Source organism: Vibrio splendidus 12E03 (assembly GCF_000272105.2).
Classification (GTDB): domain Bacteria; phylum Pseudomonadota; class Gammaproteobacteria; order Enterobacterales; family Vibrionaceae; genus Vibrio; species Vibrio splendidus_I.
In genome coordinates this window covers 1-5,110 of record NZ_AJZD02000048.1, presented here as the reverse complement: position 1 = coordinate 5,110, position 5,110 = coordinate 1, and the positions used below count along the sequence as shown (strand labels likewise).

7 protein-coding genes and 1 pseudogene are annotated in these 5,110 nt (G+C 40.2%); 6 read left to right on the top strand and 2 right to left on the bottom strand.

Features of this window, described 5'->3' with window-relative positions; genetic code table 11:
• Positions 1 to 437: 437 nt before the first annotated feature.
• Positions 438 to 929 (bottom strand): hypothetical protein, encoded by a 492-nt coding sequence (locus A142_RS04705; protein WP_019826178.1) that lies wholly within the window; start codon positions 927 to 929, stop codon positions 438 to 440.
• A 253-nt stretch (positions 930 to 1,182) separates the two neighbouring features.
• Positions 1,183 to 1,764 (bottom strand): DUF2913 family protein, encoded by a 582-nt coding sequence (locus A142_RS04695; RefSeq protein ID WP_019826176.1) that lies wholly within the window; start codon positions 1,762 to 1,764, stop codon positions 1,183 to 1,185.
• A gap of 160 nt (positions 1,765 to 1,924) precedes the next feature.
• Between A142_RS04695 and A142_RS04690 the strand changes: the two genes are divergently transcribed.
• The 6 genes and pseudogenes from A142_RS04690 to A142_RS04665 form a co-directional block, all read left to right on the top strand.
• Positions 1,925 to 2,398 carry a ParA family protein gene (locus A142_RS04690; protein WP_019826175.1) on the top strand — a complete coding sequence of 158 codons (474 nt, stop codon included), beginning with the start codon at positions 1,925 to 1,927 and terminating at the stop codon, positions 2,396 to 2,398.
• Positions 2,395 to 3,369: a ParB/RepB/Spo0J family partition protein gene (locus A142_RS04685; protein ID WP_019826174.1), complete on the top strand. Its 975-nt coding sequence runs from the start codon at positions 2,395 to 2,397 to the stop codon at positions 3,367 to 3,369. Before A142_RS04690 ends, A142_RS04685 begins: the two co-directional genes overlap by 4 nt.
• A gap of 163 nt (positions 3,370 to 3,532) precedes the next feature.
• Entirely contained in the window at positions 3,533 to 3,763 is a 231-nt protein-coding gene (locus A142_RS25375) for a hypothetical protein (protein WP_241813043.1), read from the top strand.
• Positions 3,750 to 4,214 carry a hypothetical protein gene (locus tag A142_RS04675; protein ID WP_019826172.1) on the top strand — a complete coding sequence of 155 codons (465 nt, stop codon included), beginning with the start codon at positions 3,750 to 3,752 and terminating at the stop codon, positions 4,212 to 4,214. Before A142_RS25375 ends, A142_RS04675 begins: the two co-directional genes overlap by 14 nt.
• Positions 4,211 to 4,582 carry a hypothetical protein gene (locus A142_RS04670; RefSeq protein WP_019826171.1) on the top strand — a complete coding sequence of 124 codons (372 nt, stop codon included), beginning with the start codon at positions 4,211 to 4,213 and terminating at the stop codon, positions 4,580 to 4,582. Before A142_RS04675 ends, A142_RS04670 begins: the two co-directional genes overlap by 4 nt.
• Before the next feature lie 23 nt (positions 4,583 to 4,605).
• Positions 4,606 to 5,110 (top strand): annotated as a pseudogene (locus tag A142_RS04665) (hypothetical protein); the annotation flags it as partial.

The following is a 5,110-nucleotide window of genomic DNA, read 5'->3' as shown; positions in this document are numbered from 1 at the left end:
ACTTGGTAACAAGTGTCGTCTACTCGACATTTATCATTTTCGGCTTGGTTAGTTGATCGTGTGATCACCAAGCGATTCTGTCGTACCTTAATTACCAAACTGTATTGACGTTATAAGAGATGGCGACTCACATTGGACTTTTCTCTGAAATGGGTACAAAACCCCAGATACAAGTACTGTGAGTATACTAACAATTGCTGATATGACTTTTTAGATAGGAATATGGGGAGGTATTTGATTTTTTGATAGGTAAAATCTATTGGTAATTGATACGCTATTGCGTAATATTAGAGGTGTCAACACATACTGGAACTCTCTTTGAGGGTGTTGGTGTCGGAAGCGATTCCCCTAGTCAGTGAACAGGATAATCCAAGATAAAGACCAGACCAGATTTTTTATTTGTTAAAAGCACCTTTAAGGTGCTTTTTTCATATCTACTACTTTCTTTTAAGTACCGACTTTCCTTGAAGTCGTTGTGAAAGTATCCAGCTAACACGCTTGGCTTTACCTTTCGGTAGAGTTCCTTTACCCCAGTCGTCAACCTCATAAGCTGAATTGACTCTAAGTTTCAATTCATTGGTAGTGCCATTTGGTTTAGAAATACTAAAGAAGATAGCGTAATCAAATGCTTCCATGTAATGATAGGATTCGCCTTTCTTGGTCATGTAAGGCACAGCATAGTTATTGATAAGTTTATTTTTGATGAGATCCGGAAGTTCTATGCTGCGTTGGTATCTCTCATGACACCAGTATCGCCCTTCCTGCCTAAAAAGTATTGGCCCATTTTCTTTCTCATCAGTAAAGCAGTGATTGGCGTAACTAACATGTAGTTTTACTGAGTTACCATCAACCTCGATGTCATGAGAGGTACTTTGTAGATGGGTTAAGTCATAAAAGTCGCCTTCAATAGTGAAACCTTTCCAAGTCATTAACTGTCCTTAACCTTCCTCTTAGCGCTTCGCGTAAGGATTTCTCTAGCCCATTCACTAACCGACTCATGATCTTGGGCTGCAAGTTTCCACAGCGCCTTATCACTCTCTGTACATCGAATTTCTTGTTTTTTATCAAGAGTTACGTCCTGTTTAGGTCGCCCTCTTTTGCCGTTTTGAATTCTCATGATTTTATTTTCTGTCATGACGTTATTTAAGTCAAGTCGTTTGCTTTCTATACATCAGTGTCTCCTTATTTCTCTCGATGCAGTAACAGGTGAATGACTTCATCTTTATCTTCACTAACAATTTCAACACGATAAATCCCTTTGGCTTGTAGCGCTTTAATTAACACTTTCAATCGATTGGTCTTCACTGTTATGGCCAGTGGCTTTATTTGATTGTTGTGTTCATCAAACCCTTGCTCTACGCTTTTTTCTTTCATGTAGAGAGTGTCTCGCTCAATTTCTTTTTCTATATCTTCCAGCATCGACGGGAATTGATGCTGCTCAAATAACTCTGTTAACATGATATAGAGGTCATCAGCCCGTGAGAATTTGGCTTGATACTCGAGATTCAGTCGATTGATATCCCATAGCTTTTCTTCAAGGTTGCCCGTTCCGCTACGGCCAATACTGAGCATTGTCTTTAGTTCATTTTTGCATGTCGAAAACTGAGGGCGCTTTACCTTTGGTTTGATGAATTTTACTAACAGCTCGTTTCTTCTTTTTGCTGTCCAAAATCCGCCTTGCTGACTCATCGTGCAATACAGTGCGAGAAGTGAATTTGTTACAAGTTCATCAAGGGCTTGATAGTGTTTAAGGTTCCGACTCATGAATTTATTCTATCTAGATAACTGAAGCTCGAGTTTATCAGAAAAGTAACGTTAACATCTTAAAGAGGTGTATCACGATAATTGGAATCAGAGAAAAGATCCCATAAATTTATTCGGAAGTTATCCCCTGAAATTGTGTATAAATTATAACCGTTCACTTTTGCATGCAAAACCCTTCTTTGCTGACAACATCAATAAATTAGCTGAACAATACGACTACGTATTTATCGACACCGCCCCTTCTGTTGGAAACCTGCAATACTCGGCTCTCATCGCGTGTGATGGTTTATTGATTCCTACCACAGCAGAAGAAGACAGTTTTAAAGGTGTATCTAAAATTTTCAAATCTGTAGCGCGTATCAAAAACACTTATGGTTTGGATGTATCTGTATTAGGTATGTACCTAAACATGGTGAAAAAATTCCCAACTCAATTGCAAGATTATTTCGCTACTAAGTTGTCTGAGGATTATGGCGACCTGCTATTCAAGACTCAGGTGATCCATACAACTAGGGTTTCAGAAGCCTCAGCGTTCAAGCAAAGCATTATTGAGTATGACGCGAAAAAAGCTGAATACATCAACATCGATGCTTTGATGCAAGAGTTTGAGTTGAAAGCGGAGGCGTTGTCATGAGTGGTAAAAAAGACTTTAAAGCCTTAATGAAAAACAAGTCCAAATCGTTGCTCGATGAAGAGATCAACGAAGTAAAGCCTGGTGAGAGCGTTGTTCTGATCCCTAAAGAGGAGATCTATTCATCTGAACAGGTACGTAAATTCTTTGATGAAGAGTACATTGCCGAATTGTCTAAAAACATGGACGATATCGGCCAGATTCAACCCATCGTTGTGACTCACAAAGATATTCGTGGCTACAAAATACAAGTGGGTGAGTGTCGTTGGAGAGCGGCCAACCTGAGTGACAAAATCACTCATGTAGAATGTTTGGTGCGTGACGCGGGAACCGTGTTAGCGCAACTATCAGAAAACCTTCATAGAAACGACCTTACTCCTTTTGAAACGGGCCGCGCTTTAGAGCTGCTAATGGAAGAGCAAGGGATTGCAGAGAACAAAGATCTAGCCAATGTTGTGAGCTTGTCTGAATCTCGTATTAGCGCTTTTCGAAAGGCGGCTCAATGCCCTCCTTATATTGAGCTTGCTTATCACAATGGCATTATCCGTGATGTTGATACCGTCAACTCTCTACGTATTGCAGGAGAACTCAGTGAGGTAGAAACAAAGAAACTTCTTGAATCTCCTGTTTCACGTAAAGAAGCTAAAGAGCTCGTAAAAAGCTTAAAGGCTTCTAAGAAAGAGGCTAAATCAAAACAAGTTGATGAAGAACAACCCTCCCCTGAACATCAAGAAGTTACGAATGAGGAGACTTTAAATGAAGTCACTCAAACGAAAGTATCAGGTGCTACCCCTATCCCGCAAAATAATGGAATAAGAATATCGTTTGAGGGGGAGCAAGGCTTCATTGATCTCAATGGCCAAGCCGAAATTGGCCAAATCGTTATTGTACTTGATGCTAGTCCTGGGAAATTGACCGTACCAGCCAGAGATATCTCAGTGATTGGGTATCACTCGATAGAGCATGGCCACTAATAAAAAGAAGCTGGCTCGAGTCGTGAATACACATCGAGCCAACCTAATTAAGTTGTACTCATTAAACTTTGAAGGCAGCGCTACTCAAGCCATTGAACAAATAACGACTAGAGCGGTTGAACGGGCCTATGAGCAACATGGGCCCCCACCCCCAGGTGAAGTAATGAAAGCTTGGGTTATTGAAAGTCGTGCTCCTCAATGGGTTTGTAGGGCCACTTTTGATTTATTGATTGAACTTGATTGGTTGCCAAATACTGATATTGAAAAAGCTATTGCAGCTCGCTTTCTCCTCTTGAATGACTACCCAATCAGTGAAAGTTGGAAAGCGTTATTAGGCGAGTGGTTAGAACTTGCCAAGCAAGCACAAAAAGAGAACTCAGATGAATACGAATAACTACAATGAAACTCTTAAAGATGAATACCGTACATTGGTTGTAGCGTTTTTTAACACCGTTGAAGAGCAACGCGAAGACCGCGAACTTAGCGCCCGTATGCTGTTTGAAATGGCTAAATCTAAATCTCTCACTGACAAAGAATCAATGAGCGCGGATTGGTTGCGCAATCGTGTTTACCAACCTCAAAAATATAAGCACCTACCCCAATGTATCGCTAAATCTGCATACTATTGCCTTATGGCTAGAAACTGGACTCCTACGAAAAACAGTGAATGGTTTGTAATGTTGGCCTTTTACGTTCGTGAGTTTGGTGGTGATACACCAAGTTATGAGGCTCTGAGTCAAAACCTCCCTGATAACCTAGAAGGTGAATTAGGTTTTCAGTGGCTTAAGGTTTGCGTCAATGCAGTGAATGACATCAAAAAACAAAAACAAGAGAATCCGTCATGAGTTTTTCATATGAACAAAGAATTAAGCACTTACGTGAGCTCTCTCAATTGCCTAGACAATCGCTTTGCTTTCAGCTTTTAACGATCATGAATCTTTGTCATCACAACTTGGATAATGGCAAGGTCGAACTATTGAAATCAGATGATGAAACCTTTTTCTATGAGGCTAATTCACTGAAAGAGCAGCTACTCGATGTGCCGAGTCTTAGTAATTCTCATAAGGTGCTCTATCTCCTACTCGATGCGGGTTTTATTGAGCGACGAGTGTTAGATAAAGATGGCCAAGTCGTTATTGGTGATAGCTACCAAAGAAACACGGCCAAAATCTATTGGCGTATATCCGACAAAGGGTTAAGTGTTTTCGGTTAATTAAAAACTCAAGGAATTAAGTCATGAACGAAGAACTATTCAAGTATTGGGATTCGGATAAGGCCAAGAAAAAGCAAACTGCTATCACGCGTTTAAGTAATGGTTTAGCCAAGGAGCTTTTAGGAGACCGAAATACTAAGTCGCTGTTTAGTGATGAAGAAATTGAAGCTATCGAAAAAGCTAGAGAAGCCCTGGATAGTGTTAAATATAAATTCACTCACCTTAAAGAGGAACGACTTAGAGCCGAGCAAGAAAGAAAACGAGCTAAAGACGCTAGACAGGCTTTAGCTAAGAAGCTTTCTATTGCGTACATTAAAGGCTCAGGCTCGTACCCTCTCACGACTTTTTCTAGAAATCACTTCTACCTATTATGTATGTTGAATGACCTACGAGTTGGTTACACGCTTAGTTTCTACGATTTAGATGTTGAGGATTCCAGTGGTGTGGTAACTCATGATGAAGAGCATTTTCGACGAATGAGAGATTACAATGTTGATAGGCTTTGTTTCCTAAATCAGGGAACTAAAT